Here is a 24789-nt window from a genome sequence, read left to right as displayed (position 1 = left end):
TCCTACATCCAATCCAAAATCTGAATCTTGCTTTCTTCCGCCCAAACGCCGACATCCCCTGTCGGATAAAGGTATTCGCCTATTTGATGTTTGAATGGATGCGGAATTTTATGCGCCTCCATCCAATCGGCTAGCTCTCCAAAAAGTGCTTTGATCTCTTTGGCGCCGATAAAAATATCTCCAGGAAATCCAATCGGCATGAGCTGATGTTCTTCATTCAGGACATATATTTCCGTTTCATAGGCAGGATCATGTACGCCTGCATAAACTTCTTCTTGGTCTGGGTATAGCACGCTGACATGTGCGTTTTTCGCCCAATCACTGATCATCCGCTCTTTTTCCTCATTTGTCACAATGGTGAAGGAAGATAGCGGCGTATCCACTTGTTCTGTCATGGCTTCAAGTGTGTGAATCAGCTGCTGCATCAGCGTTTGTATTTGCTTTTCTGTATATTGATTTAAGTTGTATGTGATCCGAAGCTCCAGCGTATCTCCCGGCACTGCGACAAGGGTTAAGTCATAATTTGTTTCTTCATGACTGGCGATGTCTAAAATGCGTACGCCATACGGCTCAATGGACTCAATCGGATAGTTTTCAAACACGACAATGCTGTGAAACAATGCCTCTCCATTTGGAATTTCCGTCATCTGCTGAATATCTGGCAATACGGTATACTCGTATTCTCTCATCTGAAAAACGGTTTCCTGTGTATAGGCGAGCAATCGCGCAATCGTCCAGTCCGAATGGATCGGCAGACGAAGCGGCAATGTGTTAATAAAGAGCCCTGTCATGCTTTCCACTTCTGGTAAGTCGGCTGGCCGGCCAGATACGGTCACCCCAAATATGACATCCTCTGCGCCCGAATGAAGGTGCAAAAGCAGTCCCCACGCTGATTGAATCAGTGTGCTCATCGTGACCTTCTGCTTGCCAGTCATCTTCTCCAGCTTCTGCTGCATCTCTGGCGTCAGTTTGACGCTGGACTGCGCCATGCTTGCTTCTTGGTCTGAAGCATGTTCTTCGCCGTCTCCTGGAAGCGGTGTCGCTTCCTCTACGCCTGACATATAACGCTGCCAGAATTCTTGCGCCTTCTCTTGATCCTGCTTCTTCAGCCATTCGATAAAATCTTTATATGGACGGACTGTAGAAAGACTGATCTCTCGTTCGTCCACAAGAGAGCGATACAGCGCAAAAGATTCCTGAATAAAACTGAACAAACTCCAGCCATCGATTAAAATGTGATGAAAACTAAAGACAAACGTGCATCTTTCCTCATCACAACGGAATAAAGCAATCCGAATAAGCGGTTCATCTATATGGTCTAAATTGAAATCCTTTGAACGATCAGATACTAAAAATTGTTCGATTGTCTCTTCTTGCTCCGCGTCACTCAGGTGGCGCACATCGTGCTGAGTGAGGTGGATGCTTCCTTCTGATTGAATGAACTGAACAGGCTCCTTCAGCCCTTCCCAAGCGAATTTTGTTCTCAAAATCGAATGACGTTCTACAAGAAGGTTCCAAGCTTGTTCATAGGCATCACCGTTTGTTAAGCCTTGGAGCGTCATATGCACCTGACCAAAATAAGCTTGTGAGGCTTGATCTAGCAGTGCATGAAACAGCATTCCTTGCTGCATTGGAGACAGCGGATACACATCGACTACATTGTCTGGAAGTTCATCTATTTGCTTTTGCGTGAGCTGAACCATTGGAAAATCAGATGGTGTAAAGCCGCCGCTCGTTTCAACACAATGCGTCAAGATGATCTCCATTTTTTCTTTAAAACGTTCAGGTAACAACCGCACCTCTTGATCTTGCAGCAGTTCACGATTGATCATAAAGTTCATCTGCAACTGACCATCTGTCACATATCCATACACATCGATCAAATGCTGTCTTTCTGCTTTCGGATCGTGAACATGTCCATTTCGTTCGTCTGCGATATAAAGCTTGGCTTCGCCATCTGCCTGATCTAACTGACCGAGGTAATTAAAACTCATCTGCGGCGCTACCGTTTTGAGTAAACGAGGTTCTGTCATGTATTGAAGCAAACCATAGCCGATTCCCTTTTGCGGCACAGCTCGTAAGGTTTCTTTGACGTCTTTGATTTGTCTTGCAACATCGGTTTGTATAAAAGGAATAAAAATAGGATAAGAGCTTGTAAACCAGCCGACTGTCCGTGACAAATCCATCTGTTCAAATAAATCCTCGCGTCCATGCCCTTCTAACGTGATGAGCATTGGCTTCCCAATGGCTTGCGTGAGTCCTGATAACAGTAAATCGTTAATCTCTGTTCGGTATGCTTGTGAGGCCTGTCTAAGTAACATATCTGTTTGTTCCTTTGTGAGCTGAACCGACAGGATCTCTGCATGTTCTTCTATATTAGAAAGCGCAGGCAGTTGGAAAGGAGAACCTTCTTCCTCTTGATCCTTGATTTTTTGCCAAAAAGAGGCCTGCGCTTGTAATTGATCTGTTTGTGCATATTCATATAAGGCATCTGCCCACTGCTTATAGGAGGCGGTTTTTTTCGCAAATATGATGTCCTGCCCCGTAGCAAGCTGTTTCAATCCATTTAGTACATCTTCTTGTATCATGCGCCATGATATGCCATCCATGACGAGATGGTGTGCAGCAATAAAGAGCTCAGACGTGTCTTCACCTGTATGAAAAAGAATCGCTTTGATCACTTCTCCGCGCTCTAATGACAATGTTCCTTGACAGGCACTTGTCTCCAAGCGGATTTGTTCCCGTGCTTCTTCCTGAGATACATCCGTCACATCAAAGAATGTGACACATGGTGTGACACCAGGCTCACGAATGGTTTGAATCCATGTGCCATCTGCCTCTTTTGTATATATAGCTCTCAGCATATCGTGATGATCGACCAGTTTTGAAAGAACCTGTGTTAACTGTTCATGTGGAACAGATCGCTTCATTTCAATATGCGCCGATAGATTCCAATAATCTTGATTGGTCATCGATTGCTCAAAGAACCAAGATTGAATCGGGAGAAGACGAACCTCTCCTGTCACAGGTGATTGATCATAGACCGTAGAGACCTCTGCCTTTCTCATCGCTTGTGCGAGTTGTGAGATGGTCTGTTTTTCAAATACATCTCTCGGCTGGATGACGTAGCCTTCCTGTGCTAAGCGTGCCACCATTTGTATGACAATAATGGAATCTCCGCCAAGCTCAAAGTAGTTATCATGGACGCCAATAGAAGGAACGCCTAGCAGCTGAGACCACACTTTTTCTAACACACGTTCTTCCTCAGTAGCTGCTTTATCAATGGCTGTTTCTACTTCTTCTTGTCTCCACTCTGGCGGCGGAAGACGCTTTTGGTCTACCTTGCCATTTGGCGTGAGCGGTAATTCATCCAGCTCTATTAATAGGCTTGGCACCATATAATCTGGCAGAATGTCTTTTAAGTTTTGGCGAATGTCTTGCGTGGTCATGCCACCTTTTTGGACAAAATAACCGATCAATCGCTTATGACCACTCTCGTGCTGATGCGGGATAACGGCACATTCTGTGATGTCATCAAATGTCAGCATAGCGGCTTCAATTTCTCCGCATTCCACGCGGTGTCCACGAATTTTCACTTGATGATCGATTCTTCCAAGACAGTCAATGATGCCATTTGACAGCCAACGGCCCATATCGCCTGTTTTATATAAACGCGCTCCTTCTTGGAAAGGATGCGGGATAAATGATGATGCTGTTTTTTCTTCATCTCCAAGGTAACCAAGTGCTAGCCCTGTGCCGCCAACATAAATTTCGCCGATGACGCCTTGCGGAACTGGCTGCATTTGGTCATCTAATACATAAGCTTGTGAATAAGCAATAGGCTGTCCAATCGGGACCGTCGCCTGATCTTCTTCCAGTGCCCGAATATGATGCACACAGGAGAATGTTGTATTCTCTGTTGGTCCATAACCATTTAAAAGCCCTTCAGGTAAATACGGCAGTGCTTTTCTGATATGAGCGGCTGATAAGGCATCTCCGCCGACCAATAATGCATGAAGTCCAGATAAAGCTTCTGGATGTTCTTCTGTTAAACGGTTGAACAGCGGCACAGTCAAGAACCCTGTTGTAATCTGATGAGTTTTTAGTGCTTCCGCTAATGTATCCATTGATAAAATGGTATTTCGATCCGTCAGTATGAGCCTTCCCCCGTTTAAAAGGGCTCCCCATATTTCATACGTAAATGCATCAAAAGAGAAGCTGGCGATTTGTAAAATGCGCGTTTGTTCATTAAGGGTGACATAGTCTGTGTCACACACAAGCCGGACGACCGCTTGATGCGGGATCAGTACTCCTTTTGGCTGTCCAGTTGACCCCGATGTGTAATTGATATAAGCAAGTCCATCAGGTCTTAGTGCAGCGGGCATGACCTCTGCTTCTGGTAAAAATTCTTCATACCCTTGATCAAGACAAATGAGTTCCGTTTGATGGATGGATACTTTTTTCAGCCATTCATTTTTTGTCAGTAAAAGCTGAATCCCTGTATCTCTCAGCATATAATCAATGCGGGCATCTGGATATTCAGGATCAATTGGCACATAAGCCCCGCCTGCTTTCACAATGGCCAGCACCCCAAGAATCATTTCAGGCGATCTGTCGATGAGCAGTCCAACTGGTTCATGCGGCGTCACGCCTCGCTGCTGCAAATAGGCTGCTAGACGATCGACTTTCTCATGTAACTCTTGGTACGTCCACTCATCTCCCTGGAACTCGAGCGCCACTGCATGAGGTGTCTTTTTCACTTGCGCTTCAAATCGTTCTGTCATAAGCAGCGGACCTTTTGGTTGATCAGTCTTTCCGCTCCATTCATAGAGCAATTGATGCTTTTCTTTCTCTGGCAGGAAATTCACTTGTCTGATCGGCTGCGCTGGATTTTCACAAATGCTTTCAAGCAGGTGCTCGTAGTATGCGAGGAATCGCTCCATCGTGTCATCAGAAAATAAATCCGCTTGATACTCAAGTTTTAACTGAAGACCTTCAGCTCCTTCAAACACAAACAGGGAGAGATCAAATTTCGCTGTATCATTATCTTCAATGGCTAAAACCGACGTCGCCTCCCCCATTGGAGATGCTTCAAGCGGTAGGTTTTGCAGAACAAACATGACCTGAAACAGCGGCTGCTTACTGGCATCACGCACAATATTCAATTCATCGACCACCATCTCAAACGGAACATCCTGATGTGCATAAGCACCGACAGTTGTCTCCTTCACTCGCTCTAATAATTCCGTAAAGGCTGGATTCCCGCTATGGTCGATCCGAAGCGCCAATGTATTCACGAAAAATCCGATTAAATGCTCCATTTCCGTTCGATTTCTCCCAGCAATGACCGAGCCAATGACAAACTCATCCTGTGAAGACAATCGATGTAAAAGCGTAGAGAAAGCCGACAGCAAGGTCATATACAGTGTGCTGTCTGTTTTCTTGGATAGCGCCTCAATCTTTTTAGACAGTGACTTCGACAGCTGATATGTTTTCGTCTTCCCTTTGTAGGATTGAACGGCCGGCCGCGGATGATCATACGGCAATACCAAATCTTCAACAGGTGCCGCAAATTGCTCCTTCCAATAAGCAAGCTGCTTATGCAATGGCTCTCCTGTCAAATACTCCTTCTGCCACAGTGCATAATCCGCATATTGAATAGGCAGTGCCGGCAAGTGAGGCTCCCGCCCTTCGATCGCCGCTGTATACCACTCGGATAATTCTCTTGCAACAATGCCAATCGACCAGCCATCTGACACGATGTGGTGAATGGACATAAGCAAGATATGCTCTGCGGATGAAAGTCGAATCAGCTTCACTCGAAAGAGCGCTTCGTGTTCTAATTGAAAAGGTGTGGATGCCTCTTCTTTCGCCCATTCAGTCGCTTTTTGTTCTTTCTCTTCCTGTGACGCTATGCCTGAAAGGTCCATCACCTCAAGCTCTGGCAGGGCCATCTGTTCATGAATGACCTGTACCGGTTCATCCCCGCTCATCGTAAAGGACGTTCTGAGCGATTCATGCCTTTCCACCATATGTTGCAGACTTTCCTGAAGCACCTTGATATCTAAAGGCCCATTCATCCGAAACGAAATCGTATTATTGTAAAATGGCAGATCCGGCTCTAATTGATAGAGGAACCACTGTCTTTTCTGGGCATAAGACATCGGAATTTCCTGACCCTTCTCCATTTTTCTCATCGGAATCACTTCATCTGCTTTGGCATTTGAATCGATCCAGTCTGCTAATTCTCCGAGTTTCGTATGTTCAAACAACACAGCAAGCGGCACGTCAAACCCTGTTTTTTGCCTAACCGCAGACAGCATTTGCGTCGCCTTCAGCGAATGACCTCCTAGTAGAAAGAAATGATCGCCGCAGTTGACATCTGAGACACCGAGCAGCTCTGACCAAATGTGTGCGAGCAGTTTCTCCGTTTCTGTGTGAGGTGCTCTGTTGTCTGCATCCATTCCGCTTTCCTCTATTAATTCATGAAAATATGCCTCGTCTGGCGATCCATCTTCTGTTTCTTTCCAATATTCCTCAGGAAACAAATGTACGGCATATTCACCAGATAGACGGGACTGTAAACATGTATGAATCGATTGATACAGCCGCTCTTCCACCGCCTTTGTTTGATCAGTTTTGAAAAAGACGTAAAAGGTCTGCTCTGTTTGCATCTCCGCATCCGCATGGATCATCTCGTGAATCTCTTTCTTCGATCGATCCAATCCCGCATAAATGAGCGGAGCATCTGTCATCAGACATGCGAGCATTGTTTGGAAGCCTGCCTGCTTTGAAATTGGTAGATAACCTCTTTCTTTTAACATGCCTTTTATCATGGAGCCTTCACTCATGCCAATCTCGTCCCACATGCTGAAACTAAAGCAATATGGCTTCACTGTAGATGTCAGCTTCTGATAATGAGCAAATTGTTCCACGAACTCATTGGCAGCGCAATAGGCACCGACAGTCATACCGCCCTTTAGCGTTCGGGCTGACGAGCTGGAAAGAAATAAAACATTCCTGCGTTTGGAGGCAGCTTCATGAAGCGCAATCGTTCCATATACCTTCGCTTCGTACATGTCATTCAGAGACACAGATGTCATATCAGCAAGCAGTTCTTCTTGAATGATACCTGCGAAATGAATGATGCCATCCAGCCTTTGATTTCCAGCGACCTCATGTCTAGAGATGATCGCTTCCACCTCTTTTTCAGCCGTGATGTCTGCTTTCTCATAAAGAACCTTGCCGCCATGCACTTTTGCCTGCTTTTCTAGCAAAGACAATGTCTCTTGCTGGTCACTAGAAAGTGCCTTTCTCTCTTTCCTTCCAAGCAACACGAGATGTGCTTGATAAGATGTCAGTAGGTGTTCACTGACTAAACGTCCAATTCCGCCTAGCCCGCCTGTTATGACATAAAGCCCAGATGATTCAAATGGCGGCTCTTTCCTTTTCTGTTCCTTTTCCAAATGAAGAGGTGCTAAAAAGGGAATATAACGAACACCGTGACGATAAGCAGCGACATGACGGTCTTGGTCATGTGTGAGTTCTGCCATAATCGCCATTGCATGGGAATGACTAGATACCGATTCTGCTAGTGAAAAATCAAGACATTGCACCTTGATAAACGGCCATTCATGCTGAACTGCTGTCATCAGTCCGGCTGTCGTTGCTTTTTCTACATCGTGGATGTGATCCTCCGGCACATTCATCGCATGGGTTGAGACAAAAGTGATGGCCACCTGCTCCTCATAGACGGAAATGGCTTTTGTTAAAAATAATGCACTCATGCTGCCCGTTTTCTGCGCTTGTTTCGCCTTGGCCACATAAAGCTTGTCTTCTTGGTTTGTATAGTTCCAAAGGTGAATGATGTGTTTCACCGAAACGCCATACGAACGGAGCGTCTCAAAGAGTTGTTCGTAGTCAGACGGCCGATTCGGGTGGATGATGAAGTGAGTGTGTGTGAGTTGTTTGAACGCTTGACCCGGTTCAACCGTAATGTATGTTTGTTCACTGTTTGCAAAAGATTTCAATTGATCTGCCAGTCCTAATGGATCTGCAAAGATCACAACGTCCCCTATGATCTGCTTGTCAGCTGCATCAAGTGGAGCAGGTATCCACTTCTTTTGATAACTCCAATCAGGCAAGGTATGTTCATTTTCAAGTCTCATGTCCATTTCCATGATCATTTCATCAAATTCGCCTTCTTGCCATCTTGTCTTGAGCTGTGCCCTTTCTATTTTTCCAGAGCTGGTTTTGGGAAATGCATGCTTCTGGACAGGAATGATGCGAGATGCAGACAAGCCCATTTTTGTTGCAATATGGGATTTAATGTGCTGACTTGCCCTCATAATATAAGCCGGCTCATACAGCTTCGGTGTAAAAAAGAGAATCAGTTCATCGGATGCAGAAGCCTCCATTCGGACGGAACAAGCAGCCACAAAGCTCGTTTCTACTCCCGGTACTTCCTCTGCTATGGCTTCAATTTCATAGTTGTGATAGTTTTTCCCGTTCATGATAATCATGTCTTTTTCTCTACCGGTTAGTGTCAGCCTTCCTTCGTGCAGGAAACCTAAATCACCCGTGTGAAACCAGCCATCCGCTTGAAATACTTCTTGATTCGCTTCGTCATTCCGGTAATAGCCCTTCATGGTGGTTGGGCCTTTTATTTGTACACGGCCAATATGATCTTCTGGAAGAAGCTCATGCTGATGATTGACGATGCGTATCGTGATACCTGGAATCGGTTTGCCCAACTCAGTAAAGCTGACGGTTCCTGTCTCACGTGCTTCTGCTGGTCTTAGCTGCTCTGTCAGCGATGTTTCCTCAAAAGTCAGAACCCCGCTGTTTTCATCTCCACGCTCAATCGCAAAGGAAAACACAACCGCTGATGAGATTTCAGACATGCCGAAAGCCGGTCTAATCACATCTCCCTTTAAGCCGTGCGGAGCAAGCAGGTGTAGAAATCGGTGGATGGTTTTTGGAACGACCGCCTCTGCCCCATTGATCATGCAGGTCATCGCCGACAGATCCCAAGACCCTGATGAAATTTCTTTCTCATAATCATTGATCATCGCAAATGCAAAGTTAGGTGCCCACGTCTTCGTTGCACGGTAGCGGTCCATCCAGTCAAGCCACCGCAGCGGCTGAGCGATAAAGTCATCTGTTCTTGCCCGAATCTGCTCGCAGCCTGTGTACACATTGACAAGGTGGAACATCACGATGCCACCAATATGATCTAAAGGCATCCAGTCTAACGAGACATCCTCTTGTGTAAATTGATTCGCTGCTACTGTTCCTTTGACGTTCGCCAGCACACTTCTATGGGAATGCTCTACACACTTTGGCATCCCTGTACTTCCAGACGTTAAGATAAAGAAGACGGAATCATCCGGCGCGGCAGGGTGAGCGGCTGTATCTCTTTCTAATGTCAGCATCGGCTCAACTGCTGCGACACGTAATTGGTCTGTATGCCACAGTAAGGCTAACCCTTGCACCTCCTCGATCAGTGAGTCATCTGTTAGGATGAGCGGATGCTCGAGCAGCTTCCAAGCATGATGAAGCTTCTTCACTGCAGCATTCATCTCCCGATAGGTTGGGGCAGCCGACACAAGCGTTGGAACAAATCCGCCTAATACACATGCCCAAAAGGCAGTGACCATGGCATGATTCGATGAGAATTGAAAGAAAACAGGATCGCCTGCCTTAAGCCCCAGTGCCCTTAAACCAGTCAGAACCCTCTCGGCGTCTCCTTGTAACTGTGCATAAGATTGTGTGAGTTCGTTCTTGCTATTCACGATATACGTAAGCCCATTTGTCGTTTTTGCAGCCTCTGTTAAGACTTCCTGTAAGGTCTGTGCGCCTTGTGTGACGTCGAGATCCCCTCCATAGGAAAGAGCGGGCGGCATGTCGGCCAAAGCAGGTACAGCCGTTTGCGTCTGTATCGCTTCCGCTGCGGCCTCCTGCTCAATGTGCTTGTCGAGAAATAAATGAGAGAGGTGATACGGCCGCGGTCGAATGGTTTTTTCACGTGAAAAAACAGCGAAGCGTTCGATTTCGTTGGTTTGTAAAATGGTTGTCTTTACATCTTGTAAAATCGCATCCATTGATTCATGTATACTCGTTTGGTTAATGGTTGATGGTTTCATATGAGTTCCTTTCCTTTTTTGTTAGGCAGGACTGCAAAGGCTGCATCCTGCCTAATCTAAAGTTTACAAGACTCGTTCTCTATTTGTTTGATTGACAATATGCTTGATCAGCTTTGCATTTTGAGCTGCACATTCTTTATGTTTGAACATATCAGCATGCCGGCCATAGCCTTGGTATTGGGTAAAAGATCCGGCCGTTGCCTGTGTCCACTCTTCCATCCAGTCCGGGATCGCTATTTGTTCTTCAGATTGGATGAACGTAATATCTGCCTGTATTTTGCCTTGATTCACCCCCTTAACAAACGTTTCATAGTAGGCGCGCGTCTTTTGCGCAAGCGCTTCTTGAACGATCTCTCCTTGAGCAAGTTCGCTTTGTTTCGTTTGATGAACAATCGCTTCAATATCATCATCAATGGATCGCCCTTCTAAATCACTTTCTCCAATTTTCTTATAGGAATCGATCATGATGACCTTCTCGACTGTCCGTCCTCCTTGTTCAAGCGCTTGAACAAGCTCAAAGGCGAGGTAACATCCGCCTGAGTACCCCATCAACGTCAGCGGCCCCTTTGGCTGAAGGTGCTGAATATGCTGAACGTACTGCGCCATTCGGTTATTCGTTTCAATAAAATCAAAGGCGATCAACCGGACATCATCAAGCGTTTTTGCTGCTTCCTGATAGATAAAGCCGTAGCCTGGTAATGGCGGAAGAGCAAAGACTGTTGATGTTTGAGATTCATTGAATACAAGATAGCCAGCGGTTTCCCCATCCTGATGCTGAATATAATGACTAAGCGCTTCAATCGTCGGGGTCTCAAACAACAAATGGATCGGCACCTGAACCTCAAACTCTTTTGATACTTTGGACAAAAGAGACATCGCTTTTAAAGAATGTCCGCCAAGCTCAAAGAAATGGTCATCTGTGCTAATATCCTCTCGTTCAAGTACTTCCTGCCACATCACCAACAGCTTTTGTTCCACTTCATTTGCGGGCAGTTTCACACGGCGGTTTCCTTGCGGTGCCTCTGGTTTTGGTAGCTGGCGTTTATCAACCTTCCCGTTTGGCGTAAGTGGAAGGTTCTCCAGTTCAATCAGCTCATGAGGCAACATATAAGCTGGAAGACGCTCTTTCAGCCTTGATTTGATGTCATCGAGTTTGCCTTTCCATGCATCATCACACGTGATATAGGCAAGCAGCCTTGTATGATTGGTTTCATCATGATCCGCTAGGATTACAGCTTGTTTTACACCTGGGTGCATGAGAAGGTTGGCTTCAATTTCTGTCAGTTCAATACGGTGTCCTCGAATTTTCACCTGATCATCAACTCTGCCTGCATACTCAATCAGACCGTCTTCTCGAAAGTAAGCTAAATCCCCTGTGCGATACAGGCGCTCACCCGAAGCGAAAGGATGAGGAATAAACACTTGTTTTGTCAGATCAGGACGATTCAAATATCCTTTTGCCAGTCCTTTGCCGCTCAGACAAAGCTCTCCAACCATTCCAATCGGCTGAAGTTGCCTGTGCTCACTTAATATATAAGCGCCCGTCTGGTTGAGCGGCTTCCCAATTGGAATAGAATGTGCCTCTAAAGGGATCGCTTCATCTATCGGATAATACGTGGCAAAAACCGTTGATTCGGTTGGTCCGTATACATTCAACAATCTGCCTTTTCCCATCACATCAAAGGCTTTTCTCACATGCTGAACCGATGCCCTCTCTCCCCCAAACAGCACCTTACGCACACCGCGCATCCAGTCTGTTCCTTCATCAACGAGAAGATGGAATAAAGCGGTTGGAACAAACATGACAGAAATATGCTCTCCTTTTATCAGCTCAGTGAGCTTCCCCATATCTAAAATGGTTTCTTTTTGCGGCAGGACAAGCTTTGCTCCGTTTAAAAGCGCACCATATACATCAAATGTAAAGCCATCAAATACGCTATTTGATAACGACAGCAATGTATCTGTTTCTAAAATGGTTAAATAATTCGTATTTTTGACCACCCGGGCAATATTGGAATGGGTCGTCATGATGCCTTTTGGCTGTCCGGTTGTTCCTGATGTATACATGATGTATGCCGTATCATCTAAACCTGCTTCAAGTGGCAGATTCTCTGAGCTCATCAGTAAAATTTCTTGATCATCTGCAAAAAGATACGTGCCATCAAATGCGAGTGACCTCGTCTGACTGATAAAGGATGAATGAGTCAGAAGATGCGTCGCTCCACTGTCTTTCAGCATATATTGGATACGGCTTTCTGGATAATCTGGATCAATCGGCACATAGGTGGCACCTGCTTTTAAGACAGCGAGTAAGCTGACAATGAGTTCAGGTGTCCGCTCTGCTAAAATGGCGGTCACCGTTTGATGATTGACCCCATTTTTTTGCAAATGCCTTGCCAGTCGATTGGCTTGTTCGTTCAGCTCCGCATATGTCATCGTGTGATCACCTGTCGATAATGCCACTGCATTCGGCTGTTTTCGGACATTATGTTCAAACCACTTTGTCAAATAAAGCTGATCATGCTCCAGCTCAGGTGCATTCCATTCCTCTAACATTCGCTGCTTTTCCTGCTTTGTCACAAGTGTCAGTGTATGAACTGACTGATCTGGATGTTTGATGGTCCCTTTGATCAAAAGGGTCAGCTGATCCTTTAATTTATGGACAAATGCAGGATCAAATGCACGCTGATTAAAGGCCAGCTTCAGCTGCAATTGTTCCCCAGGTGATGCAAGTAAATTGAGATCATAGTTCGATTTTTCATAGACATTCATGTCTTCTACTGTAAAGCCAAGCAGTGACTCCTGCTCGTCTTTCTTTGCAGCAGGGACATTCTCAAACACCACAATATGATCAATGAGCTGCTGCTGACCTGCTTTAGCCTGAATATCATAAATCGGGATATATTGGTGCGGTTCAGCCGCTAAAGACTGCTGCTGCGTCTCTGATAATAGAGAACGGAACGTCATTTGGTCTGTCAGCTGAATTCGTCTTGGAATGACATTGATGAACAATCCCACCATCCTGTCCACACCAGCCAAATCTGCCGGACGTCCTGACACAACCGTTCCAAACAACACATCGTTTGAGCGCTGATACCTGCTGAGTAAGATAGACCAAATCGATTGAAGCGCACTACTTAACGTGGCATTCTGCTGCAAGGCTAACTCTGATAAAGCAGCTGTTTCTTCTTTACTCATGGCCCATTCAATTTCGCCTAATTCATGCTCATTTGTTTGCTTTCGCTGTTCTTTAAAAGTCGATTGCCCCTCAAAACCCGCCAAAGATTGCGTCCAATATTCAAGTGAGGCTTGTTTATCTTGTTTTTCCAGCCATTGAATATATTCTTTATATGGCTTGACTGGCTCCAGCCTGTAAGGGACGTCATGCAAAAGTGCATGATAAATCGCAAACAATTCCTGCACAACTAGGCCAAAACACCAGCCATCTAGAAGGATATGGTGATAGCTCCATATCCAGCGATAGCTTGAAGGACCCGTTTGAAAAACAGAGGCCCGCATGAGCAGATCCTTCGAGAGATCAAATCCTCTCAGCTGATCCTTTTGTTTAAAACGATCGATACGTTCAAGCTGTTCACTTTCAGAAAGATCCTGTATGTCCACAATATCAAGCTGGAAAGGTCGATTCTTTAATACAACTTGGACAGGACGCTTCACTTTTTCGTGGAGGAACACGGTACGAAAAATATCGTACCGTTCCACGATGATATTCATGCTTTTCTCAAGCAGATCAGACCGAAGTGTCCCCTTCACGTTCATATCCATTTGTTCTACATAAAAGCCTTTTTCTTGATGATGGAGGGTATGAAACAGCATTCCTTCTTGCATCGGTGACAGATAGTACATATCTTGAACTTGATCCCTTTTAAATTGACTCATCTATTTCATTCCTCCTTTCCTTTTTCATGACTGATCTAGTGGTGTTACGTCAATTTCTCCTCGAGCATGTCAAAGATATCGTCCATTTCATCCATTTCAAGGTCTGCAGCCGAGAAGTCACTTGGCGTAAATTCTCGCTCTTGATGCGCTAAGCAATGAGTGATGATGGATCTGATTTTCTCCTTCAACAATGCGATGAACTGCTGTATCGTTTGTTCTTCATATTCACTTGCACAATATGAGCACGACAGAATGAATTGATTGTGCTGAACAAGACCGCTGAGGTTCAGCTTATAAACAGCTTCTGATTCAGAGCTTGCTTGACGACCCATATCATAGGTGGAGGGCCCAAAGAGTTCTGTCGTCACTTCCTGATCAATCTGCCCGAGATAGTTCAAGCTGATTTCAGGCTGCACGTGTTTGACTGACGGTTCGGTTGGTGTCATGTATCTTAAAATACCGTAACCAATCCCTTTATTCGGTACACGCCGCAGCATCTCTTTCGTTCCTTTGATAGCATCTGCAATGGTCTGATTCGGCTTCGCTTCAAGAACGACTGGATACATGCTCGTAAACCAGCCAACTGTGCGGGATATATCTAATCCTGATAAAATGTCCTCTCTTCCATGACCTTCAAGCTGTACATGTACATGAGATTGTCCTGTCCATTCCTGAACGGCCAGCCCGAGCGCACATAGAAGAATATCATTCATTTCTGTTGTGTATGGAAGATGGATATTCGTTAACAGATGCTCGGTTTCTGCTTCTGTCAGCTGCATTTTGACCGCTTTCGTATCCGCGACTTTTCTTTCTTTTACTTCATGGTCAACAGGTAAAGTCGTAAACGGTCTATTTTCAATCGCTGCCCAATACTCCTTCTGGTTTTTTAGCAGCTGTGACTGCGCGTATCGTTCAACCGCTTCTGCCCATTCTTTGAAAGAGTGCGTTTTTGGCGGCAGAACCATCGTTTCTCCTTTTTCTGCCTGATGATAAAGAGACATAAAGTCTTCTAGTAAAATCCGGCAAGAAACGCCGTCAATCACAAGATGATGGGTGATGATGAGTAAGTGATCACCGTTTTCTGTATGGAAACAAATCACTTTCATCAATGGACCTTTTTCAAGATTCAGTTGACGCTGATACTCATTGGCGTATGTGGAAATCGCCTGTTTCACATCTTGCGCTTTTGAAACATCACAAGAAATAATTGAAAATGGTTCTGTCAGCTCCCGCTGGTTGTATTGCAGAATGTCATCATGCTCCTGTCTGAACACCATGCGCAGTGCATCATGATGTGAGAGCAGTCTTTGCAGAACTTGTTCTGTGACAGCCAAGTCAAACCCTTTTGGTGCATGAAGCATCATTGAGAGATTCCAGTGGTGCTGGTGATCAAAGTTCCGTTCAAAGAACCAGCGCTGAATTGGTGTTAAAATGACTTCCCCTTCCACAGGTGATTGATCAGCTGTGAGAAGGTCCGCTTCTTCGATATATGGGCGAAGCTCCGCAATCGTTGGATATTGGAAAAGCAGTTTCATATCGAGCTTCCAGCCTTCTTGCGTGAGTCTGCTTGCCATTTGGATGCCTTTAATCGAATCTCCGCCAAGGAAGAAGAAATGGTCGTGAATACCAACTTGGCTGACGCCAAGCACATCTTCCCAAATGCCGCAAAGCAGTGCTTCCACTTCATCTCTTGGCGCTTCGTATGCTATTTGATTCGCTTCCACATCAGGTGCTGGCAGTGCTTTGAGATCCACTTTGCCATTTGCCGTCATCGGCAGTTGGTCTAGCTTGATGATCCATGATGGCACCATATATTCAGGCAAGGTGCGCTTTAAGCTATCTTTCAGCGTATCCGTTTCTTTATCTGTGATGGCGTAAGCGACAAGAACGTCTTGATCACTTGCGTCTTTGACCGTTGTCACGACGGCTTCTTTCACTTCATTTAGCGCAAGGAGCTGCGCTTCAATTTCTGATAGCTCAATCCGGAATCCGCGGATGTTCACTTGATGGTCTTTTCTACCGAGGTAGATCAGCTCGTCATCCTCTGTCCATTTCACCAAGTCGCCTGTACGGTACATGCGCTCTCCAGGATAAAACGGATCTGGGACAAATCGTTTGTCCGTTTCCTCTGGGAGATTCCAGTAGCCTCTTGCCAGTCCTTTCCCCGCAATCACGAGCTCACCCGGTACGCCTTGCGGCGAGAGGTCATATAACGAACCCATAATGTAAAAACGAGTATTGGCAATCGCTGTTCCGATAGGAAGCGTGCCTTGATCTGGATCAATGATCCCGCTTGTCGCCACGACCGTATTTTCTGTTGGGCCGTAGTTATTGACGAGTGTATATGGAACGGGCTTCACCTGTTTTAGCTTGTCCCCGCCTGTCAGTAAGTAACGGAGAGAATGATTGTCCATCGACATAAACTGCTCACATAGCTGTGTTGGCAGGAACGCAATGGTAATGCCTTCGTCATTGAAATACGTATTGAGCTTGATCATATCGAGGCGAATCGCTTCGTCGATGATATGGAGCTCTGCGCCGGCCATCCACGTCGGGAACATCTCCCAAATGGAGGCATCAAAGCCAAAGCCGGCATATTTGGCGGTTCGGTCTTGTTTCGTCACCTGAAAAGCATCATTGTGCCAAAAAGCAAGATTGACAAGAGACTGATGCTCGACCATGACACCCTTCGGCTGTCCAGTCGTTCCAGATGTGTAAATCATATAGGCGAGATCCGTTGGTTTGATAGGAACCTGAATCTCGTGTGCTTCTCCTTCTACTGCCTCTTCTATGAAGAGGGTATGACCTGTGAAAGAAGGTGGTGCAGTGAGCCCTTTCTGAATCAGAAGGACCTCTGCCCCGCCATCTTCCAGCATGTAGGCAATGCGCTGCGCTGGATAATCGGCATCAATCGGCACAAATGCCGCACCTGCCTTGAGAACTCCGAGAACAGCGGCTGTCATCTCAAGCGATGGACGTGTGAGAATGCCAATGCGGTCTCCCAGTTTTGTGCCGCTGGAAATGAGTCTTGCGGCGACTGTATTCGCCCGGTTGTTCAGTTCTTCATACGTCCAGCTTGTGCCGCAGAAGGATGCGGCTTTATGATCAGGTACTTCCTGTGACTTCGCCTCAATCAATGCATGAACCGTTTGATCTGTCGGGACATTTAGGACAGGTCCTGACCAATCATCAAGCAGATGTCGCTCTTCTTCTTTTGTTAAGATGGAGATGGTCGAGATCGACTGATTCAATTTCGCAAGCATTTCGTCTATGATTCGCTCAAAATATTGACTCCATCGCTGAATGGTACTCTTTTTAAATAATGCCGTTGCATATTCAAAGCGCAAGCCCACTTGATCTTGTTCCTCAAAGACACCGAGCGTTAAATCAAATTTTGCCTGAACGGCTTCTTGCTGTTTGTGCGAAAGCGTAAGTCCATTCAATTCCGGTAACGTCAGATCACGCTCATCCGTTGTCATCATGACACTAAACAACGGGTTGCGGCTCGTGTCTTTCGGAAGGTCTAACTGCGCGACCAAATCCTCAAATGGGAATCCTTGATGTTCATAAGCTGATAGATTGTGATCTCTTATTTTTTCTAGCAGATGCTCTGCAGTTTCTTCTAACTGAACGTCATGTCGAAGGGCCAGTGTATTCACAAACATGCCCGGAATCCGTTCGATTGACGCATGTGTACGTCCAGCCGTTACAGCCCCTATGACGATGTCATGCTGTCCAGTCAATTTATGAAGGAGAATGGCAAAGGCCGTTTGCATCACCATGTTCAAACTCACATTTTTTTCAGCCATGAGCGCTTTGATATGCTGCGCCTTTTCAGCAGACAGCCATCTATCAACCCGGTCTCCTGCAAATGACTGCACGCTAGGCCGCGGGAAATCAAGCGGAAGTGCTAAGTCTTCTGGCGGCTGTGCATATTGCTCCAGCCAATACTGCCGCTGTTTTTCAAGTGCTGCTTGCTGCTCTTCCTCTTGCTGCCATACCGCATAATCCTTGTAGTGCAACTGAACTGGCGGTAACGTCTTATGCTCATACAACTCCGCTAATTCTTGAATAAGCAGACTGCGTGTCACTCCGTCTGCGATGATATGGTGCATATCCATCATGAACACATATTTGTCATCAGACAGCTTTGCCACTTTAGCTCTCATTAGAGGTGCTTGATGTAATGAGAATGGTGTCATGAAGTTGTCTACGACGGATTGTACCTGATCGCTTTCTACTTCAACCATCTGTAACGTAAACGGCACACGGCGATAGATTTTTTGGACGGGACTGCCATCAATTTCAACAAAGGCTGTCCGCAATGACTCATGTCTATCAATTAAAGCTTGAATCGCTCCTTCTAGCTGCTTCAGATCAAGGTTTCCTTCCATCATGAAAACGGCTGGCATATGGTAGGTGACGGATTCTGGATGCAGCTGCTGTAATACGTACATTCGCTTTTGTGCGGAAGAGACTGGATAGAAATCTTGCTTTTCCGCTGGCTGAATGGATGTGACGAGCGAAGCATCAGCTTCTTCCAAATAGGCAGCTATCGCCCGTATCGTTGGCTTTTCAAAAAGAACCTTGAGTGGAACATGCTGATTCAGTTTGGCTTGCATTTTCGAAATGAGCACCATGCCTTTCAAAGAATGCCCGCCTAATTCAAAGAAATGGTCATCAATGCCGACTTTTTCAATCTCAAGAACATCTGACCAAATATCACAAAGCGTCTGCTCAAGCTCCGTTTCTGGTGCTGCATGTGCTGTGCGGTTCATATGTGCCTCATGAGGAAGCGGCAGAGATTTTGCATCTACTTTTCCGTTTTGTGTCAGCGGCATATGATCCACTTTGACAAAATAAGTAGGAATCATGTAATCCGGTAGTGTCTCTGAAAGCTTTTCTCTAAATGTCAGCGTTCCAATGTGATCAGGTGCTGTATAATATAACACCAGCTCCGGTAAACGAGACGTGTTGATCACCTTGACATACACTTTTTGAATGGTTGGAAGGGCACGTGCGGCATGCTCAATTTCTTGTTTCTCAATTCGATAACCGCGAATTTTCACTTGATCGTCTACTCTTCCAAGGAATTCAATCTCCCCATTAGCATGCTGTCTAACCAAATCTCCCGTTCGATACATCCGTTCTTGAGGGAAATAAGGATTTTCAAGAAAACGCTCCGCTGTTAATTCAGGCTGATTCAAATAACCTCTTGAAACACCATCACCTGAAATATAAAGCTCCCCCGGTGCGCCATAAGGAACAAGGCGCTGCTCGCGATTGCATACGAGCGCTCTTGTATGAGCAATAGGCTTTCCGATGATAGAACGCTCCTTTAAAGCGTCCAGCTCATGCGGTGTCATTAGCTTGCTCACTGTACCAATCGTTGTTTCTGTCGGACCGTAATGGTTCATCACTGCCACGCATGGATGCTGCTTCATAAATGTCTCAACATCTTCAGAGACAATCGGTTCTCCTCCTAATACCACAAGCCGTAAAGCGTCAAATGTATGACCCTTCGAATCTGCCATCATATGAAATAAGGATGGTGTCATTTTGATATAAGTCAGCTCTTGTTCATCAATAAAACGCATGAGACGTACAGGGTCTGTATACACGTCTTCACGAGGAATATAGAGTGTCCCGCCTGCTTTTAGAACCGGGAAAATGCTTGTGTAACCAAGATCGTATGCATAAGAAGACAGGAGTGCCGTTCGATCGCATTCTTGTAAAGTCACTTCATGTGTCAACCAATTGACGTAGTGTGATAGATTACGATGCGTGAGCTGTACACCCTTTGGCTTCCCTGTTGTTCCAGATGTGTAAATCACATAAGCCAGTTGATCAACCGATACGTCCGGCAGGTCTAGAGAATCGTTTCGTTGGACGGCTTTCTCCACATGTACGACCTGAATCGACTTGAGATGCTGATACGAATCGCCAAGAGACTCATTTGCCACGATGACTTTTGCCCCTGAATCTTTTAATGTGTAACGAATACGTTCCGCAGGAAAAGTTGGATCAATTGGTACAAATGCACCGCCTGCTTTCATTACACCTAGCATGGAGACAATGACATAGACAGAGCGATCAAGAATAAGTGCGACTGTGCTTTCTTTCTCTACGCCTTGCATCTTCAGCTCACTGCAAAGAGCATTGGACATGTGATCTAGTTCACGGTAGGTCAGCTTCCTTTCACCATCCATCACCGCAATGGCATCAGGCGTTTCCATGGCTTGACGTGAAAATTGCACATGGTACGGCTCATGTTGACCTGTTTGTTCTCCATCCCTTTTCTCCAGCCGCTCCATTTGCTCATGCTGATCCAAGAGGTTGAACAAGCCAATTTGTTCATTCGGATGCTGGACCGCCTCACGAATAATCGCAAGAAGATGTGTTCCGAACCGGCGGATGGTTTCCTCTTTAAATAATGCCGTTGCATAGTCTAGGCTTAGTTTTATTTCTCCCTCACGTTCAAATGCTTCTAGAGACAGATCAAATTTGACGGATCGGTGCTGCATTGCATAAGGCGAAATGTTCAGATCGCCGAGCTTTAGTGCAGGAACATCCATGTTCTGCATATTAAACGAAACACTAAAGAGTGGGCTTCGGGTTGTATCACGATCAAGCGGTAGACGCGCGATTAACTCTTCGAGCGGATAGCTTTGATGTGCAAAAGCATCTACACTCGTTTCTTTTATTTCTTCAAGCAGCTGTAAAAATGACTTTGTTTGTTCCGGTTTCCCGCGCATCGCAATGGTATTGATGAACATCCCTGGCATGTCCTGAATATCTGGATGTGTTCGCCCCGCAACAGGAGATCCGACAATGATATCTTCCTGTCCGCTGTAGGATGCGAGCAGCACTTGAAATGCAGATAACAAGAACATGTACAACGTCGTATCTGTTTTCTTGAGCAGCTCATGAATACGCTGAGTTGTCGCTTGATCACAGCCAAACATCACTCGTTCTCCAGAAAAATCACGTTCCACTGGACGCGGGTAGTCTGTCGGCAAATCTAAAACCGGTACATCTCCTTCGAATTGCTTCAGCCAATACGCTTCATGCACACGCTGTTTCTCTGATTCTTCTTCACTTAACTGCCAGACAGCGTAATCTTTATAATGAATGGCTCTTTCTGCAAGTGCCTCTCCATCATAGGCTTTCGCCAAATCCTGAATGAACGTCTTCATGGAGCTGCCATCTGTAATCAGGTGATGTGCTTCCAGAACTAATAGATGACGATCATGACTCACTTTGAGCAGCTGTGCCCGCAGGAGGGGAGCGGCTGTCAAATCAAACGGCGCCTGACGTTCAGCAAGAAATGCCTCGGCCTCTTCTTCCTTTACATCATGGATGGGGAGGTCAAATGCCGATCGTTCATGTACCCTTTGGACGATGTTCTCGCCTTTCATATGAAAACTCGTTCTTAAGATTTCATGCGTTTGAATCAATTCATCAAATGCTGAGGTGAGCCTCTGATGATCGAGCGTACCTTCAAGCGTTAAGACGATCGGAATATGATAGTTCGTACTCTTAGGTTCAAGTGTTTGTAAAATGTATAAGCGCCGCTGAGCTGGTGACACTGGGTAGTCTTCCGCCTTCACTGCGGGTAAGATCGGATGTCCTTGTTCTTCTTGACCGTCCTGGTCAATGTATGACGCAAGTGATCGAACCGTTGGCTTTTCGAATATCACTTGAATCGGAACTTCCTTTTGGAACACTTCTTGGATTTTGGCTGACATCATCATTGCTTTGAGTGAATGTCCGCCAGTCATGAAGAAATGCTCATCTATTCCCACCGCTTTCCCAAGCAGTTCCTCCCAAATTTGAGCAAGCGCCTTTTCCGTCTCGGTTTCAGGTGGAATGATCCTGATTTCTTCACGATCAGCTTCGTCAGGCGTTGGTAAAGCTTTTCGATCGACCTTTCCGTTTGCGGTAAGCGGAAAAGCATCTAGCTTCATGACGTGATGAGGTACCATATATGCTGGCAGTGCTTGATTAAATAGAGCCCGCACTTCTTCTTCCGTGATCGTTCCCATATAGTAAGCAGTCATTTCTTTTTCATCTGAAGGAGACGCATGGATGAGCACAACCGCATCATCGATCCCCGTCTCTTGTTGAAGAATCGTTTCAATTTCACCGAGCTCAATACGGAAACCACGGATTTTCACTTGATCATCTGTCCGTCCGAGGAATTCGATTTGACCATTTGAACCGTACCTAGCCAAATCTCCTGTTCGATACAAACGCCCTTCTGCCTTGAAAGGATCAGCGATAAATGCTTGCTTTGTTAATTCTGGACGATGGAGATATCCTCTTGAGACACCGTCTCCGCCAACATACAGCTCTCCTGGCGCGCCAATTGGCTGAAGTCTTTGATTGTCATCTAAAATGTAAGCGGACGAATGATTGATCGGCTGACCAATTGGAATCGTGCCCGTTTCATCCCCTCTCACCTCATAAATGGTCGAGATGGTGGTGTTTTCTGTTGGGCCGTACGCATTCAGTAAAACAAGTGATGGATGATTTTTCTTCACAAGCTCTGCACTTTTCACATTGATCACATCACCGCCTGTGATCAATTTGGACAGTCCTTTAAATATATGCGGCCGCTGCTGAGCGAGTTGATTAAACAAACCAGTTGTTAAAAAGAGCGCCGAGATTTGATTCGTTTGGATAAAGCGTTCAAACCGGTTGATGTCCAATAACGTGTCACGGTCAACAGGATAAAGCGTTGCACCGTTCAGCAGTGTGGTGAAAATTTCAAAAGTAATGGCATCAAAGCTGACTGCTCCTGTATGTGCCATACGATCCGACTTGTTCAAGCCCAGTGCCTCCTGAGAACATGCCAATCTGACAATATGCTGATGCTCAATTTGAACACCTTTTGGCTGGCCGGTTGACCCCGACGTGTACATGATATACGCCAATTGCGAAGGAGAGGTCTCGACTTCGAATGGTCCGTTTGACTGATTCGATATGTCCGACACACGAACGGCTTGGATACTTTCATGAACTGGCGGCTGGCTGTCCGCATAGAGCAAAACGGATGCGCCGCTGTCTTCAAGCATAAAGCGGATTCTCTCCTCTGGCTGGGCTGGATCAATTGGTACATAAGCAGCCCCTGCTTGAAGAATCGCTAAAATGGCGATCACTGCTTCAGCAGATCGATTCATATACACTGCGACGGCATCTTCTTGTTTCACTCCGCTATCAATCAAATATCCCGCAACACGATGGATTTCTTGGCCGAGTTCTTCATAGGTGAATACCCGCTCTCCTTCGACTAACGCCAGATGGTCTGGCTGCGTTTGAATGCGTTCTTTAAGAAGCTCAGGAATAGACAGATGCTTTGGATAATCTCGTTCTGTCTTGTTCCATGCTTCAATCTGCTGTTTTTCTTCTTCGGTGATACACGTCACGTCATGAAGGCGAACTTCCGGATTCTCGATGATCTGCTTCATGAGGTTGGTCAGGTGTTTCGATATTTTTTCAATGACCTCTTCTTCAAAAGCAACCGCATTGTATTTGATTTTCAATGTCCATGTTTCACCTGGATATACAAGGACATTTAGATCGAAATTCGTTTGTTCAAATCCGTCTTTTACATCAATGGAAAACCCTAGACGTTCCGACATGGTGTCACCAGATAGCTCTTGATCTAAAGGATAGTTCTCAAACCCGACCAAGTGATCGAAGAGTTGTCCTCCTGCAGCTGTCTGTTGCTGAATGTCATAAAGCGGCATAAAATCATAGTTTTCCGCTTCCAGCGCATGCTGCTGAACTTTTTGAAACAGCTGTTTGAAGGTGTCTTCCTGATCCATTTCTACCCTGACCGGTATTGTATTGATAAAAAGTCCTGCCATCTGTTCTATACCAGCCACACTTGGCGGCCTGCCAGATACGACTGTTCCGAAAGTGACATCATGTGCCGCATGGTAAGTGCCTAAAAGAACCGACCAAACAGCCTGGAATAGATTTGGTGCTGTCACTTGGCAATTCCTTGCGATCTCTTGAATGGTGCTGACCATTTCAGCATCCCATGTGAACGTCCATTCCTGATGGTCATATTGTCCGTTCGCTTCTTTTTGCTGCAAAAGCCCTTGATGCTGAATCGCACCATCTAAGCGATCCTTCCAATAGCCTTCCGCTGCTTGTTGATTTTGCTTGCCAAGCCACTGAATATAATCTGCATAAGGTTTTCCTTGTGAGCGATCCGGCGTTTTGCCGTTCCGATAAGATTCGTAGTAATGAAACAATTTTTTCATCAAAACTCCCATGGACCAACCATCCATGATGATGTGATGGTTGCTCCAAATGAGATGCCAGTTTGTTTCATTCAGTTGAAAAACAGCGACCTTCAATAACAAATCATTCGTTAAATGGAAGCCTTGCTTTCTCACTTGCTTTTTATATTGATCTAGTACCTTTTGCTGTTCCTGATGGTTCAGGTGAGATAGATTCTCTCTATACACATCTAGATTGCGCTCTGCCAGTACAACCTGACGCGGCTTCTGTAATTGCTGATAGACAAAGGCTGTACGGAGAATGTCATATGTGCCGATGAGCTCATTGAGACTTTTTTCAAAAAGATCGAGATCAAACTCCCCTCTTATTCCAAGCTCCAGCTGTGTGAAATAAGAGGACGAATTAGGGTCTAGCATGGCATGATATAACATGCCTTCTTGCATTGGTGTTAAAGGATATACCTTTTGAATCTTCTGTTTGCTCATAGTCCACC

At 45.6% G+C, this 24789-nt stretch carries 3 protein-coding genes; all 3 read right to left on the bottom strand.

All coding sequences use genetic code 11. The features are described from left to right. Window positions 1-2: 2 nt before the first annotated feature. Window positions 3-10145 (bottom strand): amino acid adenylation domain-containing protein, encoded by a 10143-nt coding sequence (locus tag NSQ17_RS02075; protein ID WP_342467795.1) that lies wholly within the window; start codon window positions 10143-10145, stop codon window positions 3-5. 63 nt (window positions 10146-10208) lie between these two features. Further along, on the bottom strand, window positions 10209-14042 hold the full coding sequence (locus NSQ17_RS02070; RefSeq protein ID WP_342467794.1) for an amino acid adenylation domain-containing protein: 3834 nt from the start codon (window positions 14040-14042) through the stop codon (window positions 10209-10211). Between the two features lie 44 nt (window positions 14043-14086). After that, a complete protein-coding gene (locus tag NSQ17_RS02065; RefSeq protein ID WP_342467793.1) occupies window positions 14087-24781 on the bottom strand; it encodes an amino acid adenylation domain-containing protein in 10695 nt (3564 codons plus the stop codon). Window positions 24782-24789: the final 8 nt, after the last annotated feature.

This window comes from Bacillus sp. FSL W8-0629 (assembly GCF_038593225.1).
Lineage (GTDB): Bacteria > Bacillota > Bacilli > Bacillales > Bacillaceae > Bacillus > Bacillus altitudinis.
The sequence above is the reverse complement of the archived record's forward strand: the minus strand, read 5'-3'. Positions and strand labels throughout refer to the sequence as shown.

What these genes read in the sequence shown, in the direction of transcription:
- NSQ17_RS02075 (WP_342467795.1), bottom strand. Translation starts at nt 10,145, where the DNA reads ATGAAACCATCAACCATTAACCAAACGAGTATACATGAATCAATGGAT.
- NSQ17_RS02070 (WP_342467794.1), bottom strand. Translation starts at nt 14,042, where the DNA reads ATGAGTCAATTTAAAAGGGATCAAGTTCAAGATATGTACTATCTGTCA.
- NSQ17_RS02065 (WP_342467793.1), bottom strand. Translation starts at nt 24,781, where the DNA reads ATGAGCAAACAGAAGATTCAAAAGGTATATCCTTTAACACCAATGCAA.